This window comes from Streptococcus mitis SK1080, assembly GCF_000220085.1.
In the GTDB taxonomy this organism is placed as follows: Bacteria; Bacillota; Bacilli; order Lactobacillales; family Streptococcaceae; genus Streptococcus; species Streptococcus mitis_K.
The window spans coordinates 1-15,379 of sequence record NZ_AFQV01000010.1 but is presented as its reverse complement, the minus strand read 5'-3'; the positions used below and the strand labels follow the sequence as shown (position 1 = coordinate 15,379).

The following is a 15,379-nucleotide window of genomic DNA, read 5'->3' as shown; positions in this document are numbered from 1 at the left end:
AAAAGAGAATTATTATGTCTAACATTCAAAACATGTCCCTTGAGGACATCATGGGAGAGCGCTTTGGTCGCTACTCCAAGTACATTATTCAAGACCGGGCTTTGCCAGATATTCGTGATGGCTTGAAGCCGGTTCAGCGTCGTATTCTTTATTCGATGAATAAAGATGGCAATACTTTTGACAAGAGCTACCGTAAGTCGGCCAAGTCAGTCGGGAACATCATGGGGAATTTTCACCCACACGGTGACAGCTCCATCTATGATGCCATGGTTCGTATGTCACAGGACTGGAAGAATCGTGAAATTTTAGTTGAAATGCACGGTAATAATGGTTCTATGGACGGAGATCCGCCTGCGGCTATGCGTTATACGGAAGCTCGTTTGTCTGAGATTGCAGGCTTTCTTCTTCAAGATATCGAGAAAAAGACAGTTCCTTTTGCTTGGAACTTTGACGATACCGAGAAAGAGCCGACTGTTCTGCCGGCAGCCTTTCCAAATCTCTTGGTGAATGGTTCTACTGGGATTTCAGCTGGTTATGCTACGGATATTCCTCCCCATAATTTGGCTGAGGTCATCGATGCGGCGGTTTACATGATTGACCACCCAACTGCAAAGGTGGATAAACTCATGGAATTCTTGCCGGGACCAGATTTTCCGACTGGAGGAATCATTCAGGGTCGTGATGAAATCAAGAAGGCCTATGAAACCGGGAAAGGGCGCGTGGTTGTTCGTTCCAAGACTGAGATTGAAAAGCTAAAAGGTGGTAAGGAACAAATCGTTATCACTGAGATTCCTTATGAAATCAACAAGGCTAATCTGGTCAAGAAAATCGATGATGTTCGTATCAATAACAAGGTAGCAGGAATTGCTGAAGTTCGTGATGAGTCGGACCGTGATGGTCTTCGAATTGCTATTGAGCTCAAAAAAGATGCCAATACGGAGCTTGTTCTCAATTATCTCTTCAAATACACCGACCTACAAATCAACTACAACTTTAATATGGTGGCAATTGATAATTTCACGCCTCGTCAGGTTGGGATCGTTCCAATCTTGTCTAGCTACATCGCTCACCGTCGTGAAGTGATTTTGGCGCGTTCACGCTTTGACAAGGAAAAGGCTGAGAAACGTCTCCATATCGTCGAAGGTTTGATTCGCGTGATTTCGATTTTGGATGAAGTCATTGCTCTTATCCGTGCTTCTGAGAATAAGGCTGACGCTAAGGAAAATCTCAAGGTCAGCTATGACTTTACAGAGGAGCAGGCTGAGGCCATCGTTACCTTGCAACTTTACCGTTTGACCAATACAGACGTAGTTGTCTTGCAGGAAGAAGAAGCAGAACTTCGTGAGAAGATTGCCATGCTTGCGGCTATTATCGGTGATGAGCGGACTATGTACAATCTCATGAAGAAAGAACTTCGTGAGGTTAAGAAGAAGTTTGCGACTCCACGTTTGAGTACTTTAGAAGACACAGCAAAAGTAATTGAGATTGATACAGCTAGTCTTATCGCTGAGGAAGATACCTACGTCAGCGTGACCAAGGCAGGTTACATCAAACGTACCAGTCCACGTTCCTTCGCAGCTTCAACGCTGGAAGAAATTGGCAAACGTGATGACGACCGTTTGATTTTTGTTCAATCTGCCAAGACAACCCAGCACCTCTTGATGTTCACAAGTCTTGGAAATGTCATCTACAGACCAATCCATGAATTAGCAGATATTCGTTGGAAGGATATCGGAGAGCATCTGAGCCAAACCATTACCAACTTTGAAACTAACGAAGAAATCCTTTATGTTGAAGTAGTAGATCAGTTTGATGATACGACAACTTACTTTGCTGCAACTCGTCTTGGTCAAATCAAGCGTGTAGAACGTAAAGAATTCACTCCATGGCGGACCTATAAATCTAAATCAGCCAAGTATGCTAAACTAAAAGATGAGACAGACCAGATTGTAGCAGTAGCTCAGATTAAACTGGATGATGTTCTCTTGATTAGCCAAAATGGTTATGCCCTGCGTTTCAATATCGAAGAGGTTCCTGTTGTCGGTGCCAAGGCTGCAGGTGTCAAGGCTATGAACCTGAAAGAAGATGATGTCCTCCAATCTGCCTTTATTTGCAATACCTCATCCTTCTACCTCTTGACCCAACGTGGAAGCTTGAAACGTGTTTCTATTGACGAAATTCCGACAACCAGCCGTGCCAAACGTGGGTTACAAGTCTTGCGTGAGCTAAAAAATAAACCGCATCGTGTCTTCTTAGCAGGAGCAGTTGCAGAGCAAGGCTTCGTTGGTGACCTCTTTAGTACAGAAGTGGAAGAGAATGACCAAACGCTACTTGTCCAATCCAATAAAGGAACAATCTATGAAATCCGATTGCAAGACTTGAATCTGTCAGAACGAACTAGCAACGGTAGCTTCATCTCTGACACGATTTCAGATGAAGAAGTTTTTGATGCTTATCTTAAAGAAGTATTTACTGAAGCTAAATAAGTGAAATGAAGAATCAGTTCTAAGAGCTGGTTCTTTTTATTGAAGAAATTTTCTGAAAATTACAAAATATACTTGCTATTTTAGAAAAATAGTGTAGAATATAAGAAATAGGTTTTTAGAATAAGGAGTGGAATATGACAGTAACGATTGATTGGGAAAACCTTGGTTTTTCCTATATGAAATTACCTTATCGCTATATTGCTCATTTTAAAAATGGACAATGGAATCAAGGAGAGCTGACAGAGGATGCAACTTTGCATATTTCAGAGTCTTCTCCAAGTCTCCACTATGGACAACAAGCATTTGAAGGTTTGAAGGCTTATCGTACTAAGGATGGCAGTGTTCAACTGTTCCGTCCTGATGAAAATGCTAAACGCCTGCAACGTACATGTGACCGTCTCTTGATGCCACAAGTTCCGACAGAAATGTTTGTAGAAGCTTGTAAAGCAGTTGTCCGTGCGAATGAAGAATACGTACCACCATACGGAACAGGTGGAACCCTCTATCTTCGCCCTCTTTTGATTGGTGTCGGAGATATTATCGGGGTAAAACCAGCAGAGGAGTATATTTTTACTATCTTTGCTATGCCAGTTGGAAATTACTTTAAGGGTGGTTTGGTCCCAACCAACTTCTTGATTCAGGATGAATACGACCGTGCTGCTCCAAATGGTACAGGTGCGGCAAAGGTTGGTGGAAACTATGCTGCCAGTCTCTTGCCAGGGAAATTGGCCAAGTCACGTCATTTTTCAGATGTTATTTACCTAGACCCTTCAACTCATACAAAGATTGAAGAAGTTGGATCAGCTAACTTCTTTGGAATTACAGCTGACAATGAGTTTGTAACACCATTGAGTCCATCTATCTTGCCATCTATTACCAAGTATTCCTTGCTTTATTTGGCAGAACATCGCTTGGGCTTAACTCCTATTGAGGGAGATGTCCCAATTGATAACCTTGACCGTTTTGTAGAGGCAGGTGCCTGTGGTACAGCAGCGGTTATTTCTCCAATTGGAGGTATTCAGCACGGTGATGATTTTCATGTATTCTATAGTGAAACAGAAGTAGGACCTGTGACTCGTAAACTCTATGATGAATTGACAGGTATTCAGTTTGGTGATATTCTAGCGCCAGAAGGTTGGATTGTAAAAGTAGATTAAAAATATATTAAGGGAGATTTTTATGAAATCGAAAAAGTGGATTTTAACAACAGGACTTATCCTAAGCACAACAGCTCTTTTAGCAGCCTGTGGAAAAGCTGATAAAGAAGCAGATGCTCCGACAACATTTTCTTATGTCTATGCAGTGGATCCAGCATCCTTGGACTACAGCATAGCAACGCGTACATCCACAACAGATATTATCGGGAATGTCGTTGATGGTTTGATGGAAAATGATAAATATGGTAATGTTATTCCTTCTTTGGCTGAGGATTGGTCTGTCTCAAAAGATGGATTGACTTATACCTATAAACTTCGTAAGGGAGTGAAATGGTACACTTCAGAAGGTGAAGAATACGCAGAAGTAACAGCCCATGACTTTGTGACAGGACTAAAACACGTCGCTGATGGCAAGTCAGACGGTGTCTCTCTCATTCAAAATTCAATCAAAGGCTTGGACGCCTACATGACTGGTGAAACCAATGATTTCTCTACAGTTGGTGTTAAAGCTTTGGATGACTACACGGTTGAGTATACATTGAATGCGCCAGAAAGTTTCTGGAATTCAAAAGTTACAACAGCGACGATGTTGCCTGTAAATGAAGAGTTTTTGAAGGCATCAGGAAAGAATTACGGAGAGGTTAGCCCAGCAGGGATTCTCTACAATGGTCCTTATTTCTTAAAAACATTGACTTCTAAATCGTTGATTGAATATGAAAAAAATCCAAATTACTGGGATAAAGAAAATGTTAAAATCGAGAAGATTAAATTGACCTACTACGATGGTTCAGATCAGGAGTCTTTGATCCGTAGCTTCTCTTCTGGTGCTTATACGACAGCCCGTCTCTTCCCAAGCAGCTCAAACTTTGCTTCAACTTTGGAAGAATACGGAGATAAAATCACTTATAGCCCGCAAGATTCAAGTAGTTATTACTTTACTTTTAACGTAAATCGTCAGTCATACAATAAAACTGCAAAAACAAGTGAAGAGCAAAAGACTTCTACAAAAGAAGCTATGCTTAATAAGGACTTCCGTCAGGCTATCAACTTTGCCTTCAACCGTCATTCGTATGCTGCCCAGCTAAACGGTGAAGATGGTGCGGACAAGATTATTCGTAACAGCCTTGTTCCAGATAACTTCGTACAAGCAGGTGGTAAGAACTTTGGTCAAATCGCTCAAGCAGAGTTGGTGAACTATGGTGACCAATGGAAAGGTGTTGAGCTAGTTGACGGTAAGGATTCTATCTACAACCCTGACAAGGCTAAAGCTGCGTTCGAAAAAGCTAAGAAAGACTTGGAATCTAAAGGAGTAACCTTCCCAATTCACTTGGATGTCCCGGTTGAACAAACAGATACTATCGCTGTTCAACAAAGCAACTCTTTCAAACAGTCTATTGAATCAACTCTTGGTGCTGAAAATGTTGTCATCGATGTACTTCAAATGACAGATAATGAAAAAGAAACGATTACATCACAAGCGCGTGTTCCTTCTCAAAAAGACTATGATTTGAACAGTACAGGATGGGCTCCAAGCTATCAAGATCCAGCGTCTTACTTGAATATTATGGATCCAAAATCTGGTTCTGCCATGAAACACCTTGGTATTACGAAAGGAAAAGATAAGGATGTTGTAGCTAAACTTGGTTTGGATCAATATAAGAAATTGTTAGAAGATGCTGTTTCTGAGACCACTGACCTAGAGAAGAGATATGAAAAATATGCCAAAGCTCAAGCTTGGTTGACAGATAGTTCATTATTGATGCCAACAGCTTCATCTGGTGGTTCTCCAGTTGTAAGTAACGTAGTACCATTCTCAAAACCATACTCACAAGTTGGTATTAAGGGGGATCCATATATCTTTAAAGGAATGAAATTGCAAAAAGATATTGTTACAACAAAAGAATATGACGAAGCTCTTAAAAAATGGCAAAAAGAAAAATTGGAATCCAATAGCAAATATCAAAAAGAACTAGAAAAACACATTAAATAAAGCAGAAAACTCTATGTCAGACAAGCCTGATATAGAGTTTTTTCTTGCTAGTTTTAGGATTTTCTTGTAAAATAGAAAAAGTGAAGAGAGGTATGAAATGAGTAAGAAAGATAAAAAAATTGAAATTCAAGTAGCAGATGCCAAAGTTAATGTAGGAAAAGACAGTTTTGAAGGTTATACATTGACTATCGGTAAAAAAGTTATTGGAGAAATTGCCGAATTAGATGGACAATTTGCCATCATAAAGAATGGGAATGTCGATAGTTTTTATAAAAAATTGGAAAAAGCTGTAGAAATTTTGATTGAAAATTATAATTTAGCAAAATAAGTCTTGTTTTTTTGAAATTTTCATGATATAATAGTCCATGTTGATTGTAGGAGAGATAGCGAAGAGGCTAAACGCGGCGGACTGTAAATCCGCTCCTTCGGGTTCGGGGGTTCGAATCCCTCTCTCTCCATTTTATCAATGGGGTATAGCCAAGCGGTAAGGCAAGGGACTTTGACTCCCTCATGCGTTGGTTCGAATCCAGCTACCCCAGTTCTTAGGTAATAATCAAGATAAAAAGCAAAATATCTTAGGGTATTTTATTTTTATAATTGAAAGACGTGAATGATATGAACATGTCCTTGCGGGTGCTTAGGAAAAAAATTATAAGTATGTCAAGTTTAAGAAAAACTTGATTGTTGGAGGATTTTTTAGATGAACGAATTTGAAGATTTGCTAAATAGCGTTAGCCAAGTTGAGACTGGTGATGTTGTTAGTGCTGAAGTATTGACAGTTGATGCGACTCAAGCTAACGTTGCAATCTCTGGAACTGGTGTTGAAGGTGTCTTGACTCTTCGCGAATTGACAAACGATCGCGATGCAGATATCAATGACTTTGTTAAAGTAGGAGAAGTATTGGATGTTCTTGTACTTCGTCAAGTAGTTGGTAAAGATACTGATACAGTTACATACCTTGTATCTAAAAAACGCCTTGAAGCTCGCAAAGCATGGGACAAACTTGTTGGTCGCGAAGAAGAAGTTGTTACTGTTAAAGGAACTCGTGCCGTTAAAGGTGGACTTTCAGTAGAATTTGAAGGTGTTCGTGGATTTATCCCAGCTTCAATGTTGGATACTCGTTTCGTACGTAACACTGAGCGTTTTGTAGGTCAAGAATTTGATGCTAAAATCAAAGAAGTTGACGCCAAAGAAAACCGCTTCATCCTTTCACGTCGTGAAGTTGTTGAAGCAGCTACAGTAGCAGCTCGCGCTGAAGTATTTGGTAAATTGGCTGTTGGTGATGTTGTAACTGGTAAAGTTGCTCGTATCACAAGCTTCGGTGCTTTCATCGACCTTGGTGGTGTTGACGGATTGGTTCACTTGACTGAATTGTCACATGAACGTAACGTATCACCAAAATCAGTTGTAACTGTTGGTGAAGAAATTGAAGTGAAAATCCTTGATCTTAACGAAGAAGAAGGACGTGTATCACTTTCACTTAAAGCAACAACACCTGGACCATGGGATGGCGTTGAGCAAAAATTGGCTAAAGGTGATGTAGTAGAAGGAACAGTTAAACGTTTGACTGACTTCGGTGCATTTGTTGAAGTATTGCCAGGTATCGATGGACTTGTTCACGTATCACAAATTTCACACAAACGTATTGAAAATCCAAAAGAAGCTCTTAAAGTTGGTCAAGAAGTTCAAGTTAAAGTTCTTGAAGTTAACGCAGATGCAGAGCGCGTATCACTTTCTATTAAAGCTCTTGAAGAGCGTCCAGCTCAAGAAGAAGGACAAAAAGAAGAAAAACGTGCTGCTCGTCCACGTCGTCCAAAACGTCAAGAAAAACGTGATTTTGAACTTCCAGAAACACAAACAGGATTCTCAATGGCTGATTTGTTTGGTGATATCGAACTTTAATCAAATTGAAAATTCACAAAATCCTTTGTTTACTAAACAAGGGATTTTTCTTTTGTCTCTGCTCCTTTTTTTGATATAATAGTTCTATGTTAAAATCAGAAAAACAATCACGTTATCAAATGTTAAATGAGGAGCTCTCTTTTTTATTGGAAGCTGAAACCAATGTTTTGGCTAATCTTTCCAACGCCAGCGCTCTTTTAAAATCACGCTTTCCTAATACCGTATTTGCAGGCTTTTATCTGTTCGATGGAAAGGAATTGATTTTAGGTCCCTTCCAAGGTGGTGTTTCCTGCATCCGTATTGCACTAGGAAAGGGTGTTTGTGGTGAGGCAGCTCACTTTCAGGAAACAGTTCTGGTTGGTGATGTAAGGACTTATCCTAACTATATTTCTTGTGATAGTCTAGCTAAAAGTGAAATTGTGGTGCCGATGATAAAGAATGGTCAATTACTTGGGGTTCTGGATCTGGATTCTTCAGAGATTGATGATTATGATGTTATAGATCGAAATTATTTGGAACAATTTGTCGCTATTTTGCTTGAAAAGACAGAATGGGACTTTACAATGTTTGAGGAGAAAGCCTAATGTATCAAGCACTTTATCGAAAATATAGAAGTCAAAATTTCTCCCAGTTGGTTGGTCAAGAAGTTGTGGCTAAGACTCTTAAACAAGCAGTGGAGCAAGAGAAAATAAGTCATGCTTATCTTTTTTCTGGCCCTCGTGGAACAGGAAAAACCAGTGTTGCTAAAATTTTTGCCAAGGCTATGAACTGTCCCAATCAAGTGGGGGGAGAACCATGTAATAACTGCTATATCTGTCAGGCAGTGACGGACGGGAGTTTAGAAGATGTCATCGAAATGGATGCGGCCTCTAATAATGGGGTGGATGAAATCCGTGAAATTCGTGATAAATCTACCTACGCCCCTAGCCTTGCCCGTTATAAGGTTTATATCATAGATGAGGTTCACATGCTGTCTACAGGGGCTTTTAATGCCCTCCTAAAGACGCTGGAAGAGCCAACACAGAATGTAGTTTTTATTTTAGCCACTACTGAATTGCACAAGATCCCTGCGACTATTCTATCCCGTGTGCAGCGTTTTGAATTTAAATCAATTAAGACACAAGATATTAAGGAGCATATCCACTATATCTTAGAAAAGGAAAATATTAGCTCTGAACCAGAGGCTGTGGAAATCATTGCTAGACGGGCTGAAGGTGGAATGCGGGACGCCTTGTCTATTTTAGACCAAGCTCTGAGTTTGACCCAGGGAAACGAGCTGACGACTGCCATCTCTGAAGAAATTACTGGCACCATTAGCCTATCAGCCTTGGATGATTATGTGTCTGCCTTGTCTCAACAGGATGTTCCCAAAGCATTAGCTTGTTTAAATCTTCTTTTTGACAATGGTAAGAGCATGACTCGTTTTGTGACCGACCTTTTGCACTATTTAAGAGACTTGTTAATTGTTCAAACAGGTGGAGAAAACACTCATCATAGTCCAGTCTTTGTAGAAAACTTGGCACTTCCTCAAGAAAATCTGTTTGAAATGATTCGCTTGGCGACAGTCAGTTTAGCAGATATTAAGTCTAGTTTGCAGCCCAAGATTTATGCTGAAATGATGACCATCCGTTTGGCGGAAATCAAGCCCGAACCAGCTCTTTCTGGTGTAGTTGAACATGAAATTTCTGCACTGAGACAGGAAGTGACACGTCTCAAACAAGAACTCGCTAATGTGGGAACTGTGCCCAAGCCAACAAGTCCAGCTCCTAGTCGCCCAGCGGCAGGCAAGACCGTCTATCGTGTGGATCGCAATAAAGTTCAATCTATCCTACAAGAGGCCGTCGAAAATCCTGATTTGGCTCGTCAAAATCTGATTCGCTTGCAGAATGCATGGGGAGAGGTAATTGAAAGTCTAGGTGGTCCTGATAAGGCTTTGCTGGTTGGTTCTCAACCGGTTGCGGCCAATGAACACCATGCTATTCTTGCTTTTGATTCTAACTTCAATGCTGGTCAAACCATGAAACGGGACAATCTCAACACTATGTTTGGCAACATTCTCAGTCAGGCAGCAGGTTTTTCACCTGAGATTTTAGCCATTTCCATGGAAGAATGGAAAGAAGTGCGCGCAGCCTTTTCAGCCAAAGCCAAATCTCCTCAAACTGAAAAAGAAGCAGAAGAAAGCCTGATTCCAGAAGGTTTTGAATTTTTGGCTGATAAAGTGAAGGTAGAGGAAGACTAAAGAAAGATTTCATGATACAATAAGTTTATGAATAGACAACAATTTATTATTATGGCGCTGTTTACAGCTGTTGAGACCTATTTTTTCAATGAAGCCTGGATGACTGGCCGCTATATTATGGCAGCCTTTTGGGCCATTTTGCTCTTTAGAAATTTCCGAGTTAGTTACTTGATGGGCAAGATTGTAGATGTCATTGACCAGCATTTAAAAGGAAAAGACTAGTCCTCAGCTTCTAGACAAAATCAAAGCCTTTTAGGCTTTTTTTGTTATACTATAAAAGTATATTTATTGACCTTTTACCGTATTTTCTAGGGAAATCAAGTATGTTTCTAGTAAGCACTGTAAAGGTCTTGAAAAAGAAAGGAACTATCATGTCAGTATTAGAGATCAAAGATCTTCACGTTGAGATTGAAGGAAAAGAAATTTTAAAAGGGGTTAACCTGACCCTGAAAACAGGAGAAATTGCCGCGATCATGGGACCAAATGGTACAGGTAAATCGACTCTTTCTGCCGCTATCATGGGAAATCCCAACTATGAAGTAACTAAAGGTGAAGTTTTGTTTGATGGCGTAAACATCCTTGAGTTGGAAGTGGATGAGCGTGCGCGTATGGGACTTTTCCTTGCTATGCAATACCCATCAGAAATTCCTGGTATTACTAACGCTGAGTTTCTTCGTGCAGCCATGAATGCTGGTAAAGAGGATGATGAAAAGATTTCAGTTCGTGAGTTTATTACTAAACTAGATGAGAAGATGGAATTGCTCAACATGAAAGAAGAAATGGCTGAGCGTTACCTCAACGAAGGTTTCTCTGGTGGTGAGAAAAAACGTAATGAGATTCTTCAACTTTTGATGTTGGAACCAACTTTTGCCCTTTTGGATGAGATTGACTCTGGTCTTGATATTGATGCCCTTAAAGTTGTTTCTAAAGGTGTGAATGCTATGCGTGGTGAAGGCTTTGGTGCTATGATTATCACTCACTACCAACGTCTTTTGAACTACATCACACCTGATGTGGTACACGTCATGATGGAAGGTCGTGTTGTCCTTTCTGGTGGTCCAGAATTGGCTGCACGTTTGGAACGTGAAGGATACGCAAAACTAGCTGAAGAACTTGGCTACGACTACAAGGAAGAATTGTAATTCCCTCGTATCTTTTAGGAGAAGTAAATGACTAAAGAAACTATTAAACTTTTTTCAGAAATGCACGCTGAACCAAGCTGGTTGGCAGACCTCCGTCAAAAAGCTTTTGATAAGATTGAGAGTTTAGAATTACCAGTTATTGAGCGTGTCAAATTCCACCGTTGGAATCTGGGTGATGGAACGATTACAGAAAGTGAGCCATCAGCAAATGTTCCAGATTTCACAGCTCTAGATAATCACTTGAAGTTGGTGCAAGTAGGAACTCAAACTGTTTTTGAGCAAACTCCAGTTGAGTTAGCTGAACAGGGTGTTGTCTTTACAGATTTCCATTCAGCTTTAGAAGAAATTCCAGAACTCGTAGAAGAATTCTTCATGTCATCTGTTAAGTATGACGATGACAAGTTGGCAGCCTACCATACAGCTTATTTCAACAGTGGTGCTGTCCTCTATATTCCTGATAATGTTGAGATTGCTGAACCAATCGAAGGTATTTTCTACCAAGATAGCGATAGCGATGTGCCGTTTAACAAGCATATTATGATTATCGCTGGTAAAAATTCTAGGATTAGTTATCTGGAGCGTTTAGAGTCACGCGGTGAAGGAAGTGCCAAAGCAACTGCAAACATTACTGTTGAAGTGATTGCTCGTTCTGGAGCTCAAGTCAAGTTTGCGGCTATCGACCGTCTAGGTGAAAACGTCACTGCTTACATTAGCCGTCGTGGTAAATTAGGCAACGATGCAAGCATTGACTGGGCGATTGGTGTTATGAACGAAGGAAATGTTGTTGCTGACTTTGATAGCGATTTGATTGGTAACGGTAGCCATGCTGACCTGAAAGTTGTAGCTCTTTCAAGCGGTCGTCAGGTACAAGGGATTGATACCCGAGTAACTAACTATGGTTGCAACTCAATCGGAAACATTCTACAACATGGGGTTATTCTTGAAAAAGCAACCTTGACCTTCAATGGTATTGGCCACATTATCAAGGGGGCCAAGGGAGCAGATGCCCAACAAGAAAGTCGTGTTCTCATGCTTTCAGACCAGGCTCGTTCAGATGCTAACCCAATTCTTTTGATTGATGAAAATGACGTAACTGCAGGACACGCAGCCTCTATTGGTCAGGTGGATCCAGAAGATATGTACTACCTCATGAGTCGTGGCTTGGATAAGGCAACTGCAGAGCGTTTGGTTGTTCGTGGCTTCCTTGGATCCGTTATCGTTGAGATTCCAGTCAAGGAAGTTCGTGATGAAATGATTGCAACTATAGAAGAAAAATTGTCAAAACGCTAAGGGGTAGCCTATGTTAGATGTAGAAGCGATTCGCAAGGATTTTCCGATTTTAGACCAGATTGTCAACGATGAGCCATTGGTCTATTTAGACAATGCTGCAACGACACAAAAACCACTAGCTGTTCTTGAAACGATTAACCGCTACTATGAGAACGACAATGCCAATGTTCACCGTGGTGTTCATACCTTGGCAGAAAGGGCGACAGCTTCTTATGAAGCTGCTCGTGAAACCATTGCTAAGTTTATCAATGCAGGGTCTACAAAGGAAGTTCTCTTTACTAGAGGAACGACAACCAGTGTTAACTGGGTAGCGCGTTATGCTGAGGAAGTCTTGACTGAGGGAGACCAGGTCTTGATTTCCGTCATGGAACACCATTCCAACATCATTCCTTGGCAGGAAGCCTGTCGTAAGACTGGGGCAGAGCTTGTCTATGTCTATCTTAAGAATGGAGCTCTGGATATGGATGATTTGCGAGCTAAATTGACTGATAAGGTGAAATTTGTCTCCCTTGCTCACGCCTCAAATGTCCTGGGTGTGGTCAATCCAATCAAAGAAATCACTCAAATGGCCCACCAAGTGGGAGCTATCATGGTGGTGGATGGTGCTCAATCTACTCCTCATATGAAGATCGATGTCCAGGACTTGGATGTGGACTTCTTTGCCTTTTCAGGTCACAAGATGGCGGGTCCAACTGGTATCGGTGTTCTTTACGGAAAAGAGAAGTATTTAGAACAAATGTCACCAGTAGAATTTGGTGGTGAGATGATTGATTTCGTCTATGAGCAATCTGCTAGTTGGAAGGAATTACCTTGGAAATTTGAGGCTGGAACACCCAATATGGCTGGTGCAATCGGACTTGCTGCGGCAGTGGATTATCTGGAAACGATTGGTATGGATGCCATTGAAGCTCATGAACAGGAATTGATTGCCTATGTCTTTCCGAAATTACAGGCGATTGAAGGACTGACCATTTATGGTTCACAGGACTTGGCTCAACGTTCAGGTGTCATTGCTTTTAACCTAGGCGACCTTCATCCTCACGACCTTGCAACGGCTTTGGATTATGAAGGTGTGGCAGTTCGTGCGGGTCACCACTGTGCGCAACCCTTGCTCCAGTATTTGGATGTTCCAGCAACAGCTCGTGCAAGTTTTTATATCTACAATACCAAGGCAGATTGCGACAAGCTAGTCGATGCCTTACAAAAGACAAAGGAGTTTTTCAATGGCACTTTCTAAACTAGATAGCCTTTATATGGCAGTGGTAGCAGACCATTCGAAAAATCCACATCACCAAGGGAAGTTAGAAGACGCTGAGCAAATCAGTCTCAACAATCCGACCTGTGGAGATGTCATCAACCTCTCTGTCAAGTTTGATGTAAATGACCGTTTGGAAGATATCGCTTTTCTAAACTCAGGTTGTACCATCTCAACTGCCTCTGCTAGCATGATGACAGATGCAGTTTTAGGAAAAACCAAACAAGAAATTTTAGAACTTGCGACTATTTTTTCTGAAATGGTTCAAGGGCAAAAAGATGACAGACAAGATAGTCTTGGCGATGCAGCCTTTTTGTCAGGTGTTGCAAAATTTCCACAACGGATTAAGTGTGCGACCTTGGCTTGGAATGCCCTGAAGAAAACAATTGAAAATCAAGAAAATCAGTAAGACAAGTTTCTTTTGTCTTATGAATCAGTAGAAATGAAGAATGAAAGAAAGGATATTATGGCTGAAGAAAGAGTAGAACCAAAACCAATTGACCTTGGTGAATATAAATTTGGTTTCCATGATGATGTAGAGCCTGTCCTATCGACAGGAAAAGGATTGAATGAAGATGTCATTCGTGAACTATCAGCTGCCAAGGGAGAACCTGAGTGGATGTTAGAATTCCGTTTGAAGTCTTATGAAACCTTCAAAAAAATGCCCATGCAAACTTGGGGAGCAGATTTGTCAGAGATTGATTTTGATGACTTGATCTACTACCAAAAACCATCTGATAAACCAGCTCGTTCATGGGATGACGTTCCTGAAAAAATCAAGGAAACCTTTGAACGTATTGGGATTCCAGAAGCTGAGCGTGCTTATCTAGCTGGTGCTTCTGCCCAGTACGAGTCAGAAGTGGTTTACCACAATATGAAGGAAGAGTTTGAGAAGTTAGGTATCATCTTTACAGATACGGATTCTGCTCTCAAAGAATACCCAGACTTGTTTAAACAATACTTCGCTAAGTTGGTACCGCCGACAGATAACAAGTTGGCTGCCCTTAACTCAGCAGTATGGTCAGGTGGAACCTTTATCTACGTACCAAAAGGGGTCAAGGTAGATATTCCTCTTCAAACTTACTTCCGTATCAACAACGAAAATACTGGTCAGTTTGAACGTACCTTGATTATCGTTGATGAAGGCGCAAGTGTCCATTATGTAGAAGGATGTACAGCGCCAACTTATTCAAGTAACAGCTTGCATGCTGCCATCGTAGAAATTTTTGCCTTAGATGGAGCTTACATGCGTTATACAACCATCCAAAACTGGTCTGATAACGTTTATAACTTGGTAACGAAACGTGCTAAAGCTCAAAAGGATGCCACTGTTGAGTGGATTGATGGAAACTTGGGTGCCAAAACAACTATGAAATACCCATCTGTTTACCTAGATGGAGAAGGGGCGCGTGGTACCATGCTTTCGATTGCCTTTGCTAATGCTGGGCAACACCAAGACACGGGGGCTAAGATGATACACAATGCTCCACATACAAGCTCGTCTATCGTGTCTAAATCCATCGCTAAAGGCGGAGGAAAGGTTGACTATCGTGGACAAGTAACCTTTAACAAGAACTCTAAGAAATCTGTTTCTCACATTGAGTGTGATACCATTATCATGGATGACTTGTCAGCATCAGATACCATTCCATTTAATGAAATTCACAACTCGCAAGTTGCTTTGGAACATGAAGCTAAGGTATCTAAGATTTCAGAGGAACAACTCTATTACCTCATGAGCCGTGGATTGTCAGAATCAGAAGCGACAGAAATGATTGTTATGGGATTTGTAGAGCCCTTCACAAAAGAACTTCCAATGGAATACGCCGTTGAGCTGAACCGTTTGATTAGCTATGAGATGGAAGGATCAGTTGGGTAAAATTTGATTTTAGATTTATCCAAAATCAAGGACTTTGA

Annotated in this window: 13 protein-coding genes and 2 tRNA genes; all 15 read left to right on the top strand. The window is 40.9% G+C overall.

The genetic code is table 11. The features are described 5' to 3' along the window. Nucleotides 1–14 precede the first annotated feature (14 nt). Entirely contained in the window at nucleotides 15–2,486 is a 2,472-nt protein-coding gene (gene parC / locus HMPREF9957_RS04995; protein ID WP_000065518.1) for a DNA topoisomerase IV subunit A, read from the top strand. Nucleotides 2,487–2,620: 134 nt separating this feature from the next. Then, on the top strand, nucleotides 2,621–3,643 hold the full coding sequence (locus HMPREF9957_RS04990; RefSeq protein ID WP_000219006.1) for a branched-chain amino acid aminotransferase: 1,023 nt from the start codon (nucleotides 2,621–2,623) through the stop codon (nucleotides 3,641–3,643). 22 nt (nucleotides 3,644–3,665) lie between these two features. Then, nucleotides 3,666–5,633, top strand: a complete 1,968-nt coding sequence (locus HMPREF9957_RS04985; protein WP_000837383.1) for a peptide ABC transporter substrate-binding protein — start codon at nucleotides 3,666–3,668, stop codon at nucleotides 5,631–5,633. 97 nt (nucleotides 5,634–5,730) lie between these two features. Beyond that, nucleotides 5,731–5,961, top strand: coding sequence for a DUF2969 domain-containing protein (locus HMPREF9957_RS04980; RefSeq protein ID WP_000037113.1), 231 nt, complete (start codon nucleotides 5,731–5,733; stop codon nucleotides 5,959–5,961). Between the two features lie 49 nt (nucleotides 5,962–6,010). Then, a tRNA-Tyr gene (locus HMPREF9957_RS04975) sits at nucleotides 6,011–6,091 on the top strand. Between the two features lie 9 nt (nucleotides 6,092–6,100). Further along, nucleotides 6,101–6,172, top strand: a tRNA-Gln gene (locus HMPREF9957_RS04970). Between the two features lie 161 nt (nucleotides 6,173–6,333). After that, nucleotides 6,334–7,536, top strand: a complete 1,203-nt coding sequence (gene rpsA, locus HMPREF9957_RS04965) for a 30S ribosomal protein S1 (RefSeq protein WP_001001634.1) — start codon at nucleotides 6,334–6,336, stop codon at nucleotides 7,534–7,536. 86 nt (nucleotides 7,537–7,622) lie between these two features. Further along, nucleotides 7,623–8,120, top strand: a complete 498-nt coding sequence (locus HMPREF9957_RS04960) for a GAF domain-containing protein (RefSeq protein WP_004242179.1) — start codon at nucleotides 7,623–7,625, stop codon at nucleotides 8,118–8,120. Further along, nucleotides 8,120–9,775 carry a DNA polymerase III subunit gamma/tau gene (dnaX, locus tag HMPREF9957_RS04955; RefSeq protein ID WP_000283802.1) on the top strand — a complete coding sequence of 552 codons (1,656 nt, stop codon included), beginning with the start codon at nucleotides 8,120–8,122 and terminating at the stop codon, nucleotides 9,773–9,775. Before HMPREF9957_RS04960 ends, dnaX begins: the two co-directional genes overlap by 1 nt. Nucleotides 9,776–9,802: 27 nt before the next feature. Further along, nucleotides 9,803–9,997: a DUF3272 domain-containing protein gene (locus HMPREF9957_RS0102205; protein ID WP_001081609.1), complete on the top strand. Its 195-nt coding sequence runs from the start codon at nucleotides 9,803–9,805 to the stop codon at nucleotides 9,995–9,997. A gap of 149 nt (nucleotides 9,998–10,146) precedes the next feature. Continuing rightward, a complete protein-coding gene (gene sufC / locus HMPREF9957_RS04950) occupies nucleotides 10,147–10,917 on the top strand; it encodes a Fe-S cluster assembly ATPase SufC (RefSeq protein ID WP_000114489.1) in 771 nt (256 codons plus the stop codon). Nucleotides 10,918–10,944: 27 nt separating this feature from the next. Next, entirely contained in the window at nucleotides 10,945–12,207 is a 1,263-nt protein-coding gene (gene sufD / locus HMPREF9957_RS04945) for a Fe-S cluster assembly protein SufD (protein WP_000159848.1), read from the top strand. 10 nt (nucleotides 12,208–12,217) lie between these two features. Further along, nucleotides 12,218–13,444 (top strand): cysteine desulfurase, encoded by a 1,227-nt coding sequence (locus HMPREF9957_RS04940; protein ID WP_000887695.1) that lies wholly within the window; start codon nucleotides 12,218–12,220, stop codon nucleotides 13,442–13,444. After that, entirely contained in the window at nucleotides 13,431–13,871 is a 441-nt protein-coding gene (gene sufU / locus HMPREF9957_RS04935; RefSeq protein ID WP_001218497.1) for a Fe-S cluster assembly sulfur transfer protein SufU, read from the top strand. The genes HMPREF9957_RS04940 and sufU overlap by 14 nt, the downstream gene beginning before the upstream one ends. A 57-nt stretch (nucleotides 13,872–13,928) precedes the next feature. Beyond that, nucleotides 13,929–15,341: a Fe-S cluster assembly protein SufB gene (gene sufB / locus HMPREF9957_RS04930; RefSeq protein ID WP_000797047.1), complete on the top strand. Its 1,413-nt coding sequence runs from the start codon at nucleotides 13,929–13,931 to the stop codon at nucleotides 15,339–15,341. Nucleotides 15,342–15,379: the final 38 nt, after the last annotated feature.

Coding starts and splice junctions, on each gene's coding strand:
- parC (WP_000065518.1), top strand. CDS start 15: ATGTCTAACATTCAAAACATGTCCCTTGAGGACATCATGGGAGAGCGC.
- HMPREF9957_RS04990 (WP_000219006.1), top strand. CDS start 2,621: ATGACAGTAACGATTGATTGGGAAAACCTTGGTTTTTCCTATATGAAA.
- HMPREF9957_RS04985 (WP_000837383.1), top strand. CDS start 3,666: ATGAAATCGAAAAAGTGGATTTTAACAACAGGACTTATCCTAAGCACA.
- HMPREF9957_RS04980 (WP_000037113.1), top strand. CDS start 5,731: ATGAGTAAGAAAGATAAAAAAATTGAAATTCAAGTAGCAGATGCCAAA.
- rpsA (WP_001001634.1), top strand. CDS start 6,334: ATGAACGAATTTGAAGATTTGCTAAATAGCGTTAGCCAAGTTGAGACT.
- HMPREF9957_RS04960 (WP_004242179.1), top strand. CDS start 7,623: ATGTTAAAATCAGAAAAACAATCACGTTATCAAATGTTAAATGAGGAG.
- dnaX (WP_000283802.1), top strand. CDS start 8,120: ATGTATCAAGCACTTTATCGAAAATATAGAAGTCAAAATTTCTCCCAG.
- HMPREF9957_RS0102205 (WP_001081609.1), top strand. CDS start 9,803: ATGAATAGACAACAATTTATTATTATGGCGCTGTTTACAGCTGTTGAG.
- sufC (WP_000114489.1), top strand. CDS start 10,147: ATGTCAGTATTAGAGATCAAAGATCTTCACGTTGAGATTGAAGGAAAA.
- sufD (WP_000159848.1), top strand. CDS start 10,945: ATGACTAAAGAAACTATTAAACTTTTTTCAGAAATGCACGCTGAACCA.
- HMPREF9957_RS04940 (WP_000887695.1), top strand. CDS start 12,218: ATGTTAGATGTAGAAGCGATTCGCAAGGATTTTCCGATTTTAGACCAG.
- sufU (WP_001218497.1), top strand. CDS start 13,431: ATGGCACTTTCTAAACTAGATAGCCTTTATATGGCAGTGGTAGCAGAC.
- sufB (WP_000797047.1), top strand. CDS start 13,929: ATGGCTGAAGAAAGAGTAGAACCAAAACCAATTGACCTTGGTGAATAT.